The organism is Lactiplantibacillus herbarum (assembly GCF_001039045.1).
Classification (GTDB): domain Bacteria; phylum Bacillota; class Bacilli; order Lactobacillales; family Lactobacillaceae; genus Lactiplantibacillus; species Lactiplantibacillus herbarum.
On sequence record NZ_LFEE01000006.1, the window covers coordinates 1 to 1603 of the forward strand.

General features: G+C 43.4%; 3 protein-coding genes. 2 read left to right on the top strand and 1 reads right to left on the bottom strand.

Translation table 11 applies throughout. From position 1 onward, the window contains the following. The first annotated feature begins 142 nt into the window (after nt 1-142). Together ACG95_RS14940 and ACG95_RS02245 are read left to right on the top strand one after the other, a co-directional pair. On the top strand, nt 143-241 hold the full coding sequence (locus tag ACG95_RS14940; protein ID WP_337588702.1) for a helix-turn-helix domain-containing protein: 99 nt from the start codon (nt 143-145) through the stop codon (nt 239-241). Then, nucleotides 238-828, top strand: coding sequence for a helix-turn-helix domain-containing protein (locus ACG95_RS02245; RefSeq protein ID WP_237756427.1), 591 nt, complete (start codon nt 238-240; stop codon nt 826-828). The genes ACG95_RS14940 and ACG95_RS02245 overlap by 4 nt, the downstream gene beginning before the upstream one ends. Nucleotides 829-969: 141 nt before the next feature. On the opposite strand, the gene ACG95_RS02250 is transcribed toward ACG95_RS02245, so the two are convergent. Continuing rightward, on the bottom strand, nt 970-1545 hold the full coding sequence (locus ACG95_RS02250) for an LOG family protein (RefSeq protein ID WP_047998943.1): 576 nt from the start codon (nt 1543-1545) through the stop codon (nt 970-972). Nucleotides 1546-1603: the final 58 nt, after the last annotated feature.

Here is a 1603-nt window from a genome sequence, read left to right on the forward strand (position 1 = left end):
GTTGTTTTGAGACTTTCAACCTTTAGTTAATACATAAAAGATTGCCCTAAAGCTTGATGTAACGCGATGTAACAGGTTAGTTGCTCGACAACGGGCTGATTTGCCAGCTATGATTAATACCATAAAGAAAGGATTTGATTATTTGGAACTAAGTGGACAATTAAAAAAGCAACGACAGTCATTGGGATTAACGCAACAAGTGTTGGCTGACCAATTACACGTGACACGTAATTACACGTGACACGTCAAACGGTTTCTCGATGGGAAAATGGTAGCACGTATCCTAATCTCGATACGCTAGTAGAACTTAGTGAACGACTGTCAATCTCACTCGATAACCTGTTGAAATCAGATGAGATACCGGTAGTGCCAATTGTGCATCAGATCAGTCGTGATGTCCGGTTAAAACGGCGTTATTGGCGTTGGTTGACCATTATTATTGGGTTGTTCGTTAGTATAAGCTTAATTGGTGGAATCTTGAGCTGGGGACATTACACGCAAAATACGACAATTGATCGTCTGAACCCGTTGTTAACAACGCAAACTGGGTATGCAATTTTACCAGAGAAAATAAAGTCATCAGTTGACGTATATGTATCAGATGATCCGTTTGGTAGTGGGGAATGGTTAAAGATTGCGACTGGTCAAATGCCGACTAAGCAAACCCGCTGGGTGCTAGTGCGACATAAAGGATCCTATGTTAGTGGTGTACGCCTAGTTACGCGCCAGCAGATTCCAGTCTCGATGCGTGAACAGGCGGGTTCATTTTATATTAAGTATAATCAAAAAGCGGAAGGTCCCCGTGCTAGTTGGCAGTTCTGGAATTGAGATAGCAGTAAATACAAGATACGGGTTATTACGGTGTTAACAAATTTAAATCGCAGTAAGCTTCGTTACGGTATTAATAGATAAAAATAAATCAGGCGTTTACTAGTACCCATCGGTATTAGTAAGCGCCTGATTTTTGAATTAGTTTGTGTACTTTGGTGGTAGAACGTGTTTGAATTCATGGAATTGGCTGAAGATCTCATCTAGGTTGTGACCGTTGATGAAGAGATCAAGGTTGCCTTCTGGTGCAAAGCCTAAATCAGCTGACTTTTGGAGCATGTTCACGAGATCATCGTAAAAACCGTCGATGTTATACAGGGCAATCGGTTTTTGGTGAATATCGATCTGACTCCAAGAGAGCATCTGAAGGAATTCTTCAAAGGTGCCGAAACCACCGGGCAAGACGATAAAGGCGTCAGCGAGGTGGAGCATCTTTTCTTTCCGTTCAGTCATAGTCCGAGTCTCGATAAAGGTAGTCACATTCTTCAGTGCGAGTTCCCGTTCGACAAGGAAGTGGGGGATGATACCGATGACGCGACCGCCAGCATCCAAGGTTGAAGTGGCAACTTTCCCCATAAGTCCATGGTTGCCACCACCGTAAACGAGTTGGTAATCGTTGTCAGCAAGATATTTTCCCAGGGCTTCCGTGCTAGTACTGAACTGTGGATCTAAGCCGGAGTTGGAGCCGCAGAAGACGCAAATGTTACGAATTGCCATTTTGAATTTACCCCCAAAGTATTTTTTAAGAGTGGGCCAGCAGGTGGTTAGGGACCGA

Excerpts from the sequence above, each read along its gene's own strand:
- ACG95_RS02250 (WP_047998943.1), bottom strand. The coding sequence starts at position 1,545 with ATGGCAATTCGTAACATTTGCGTCTTCTGCGGCTCCAACTCCGGCTTA.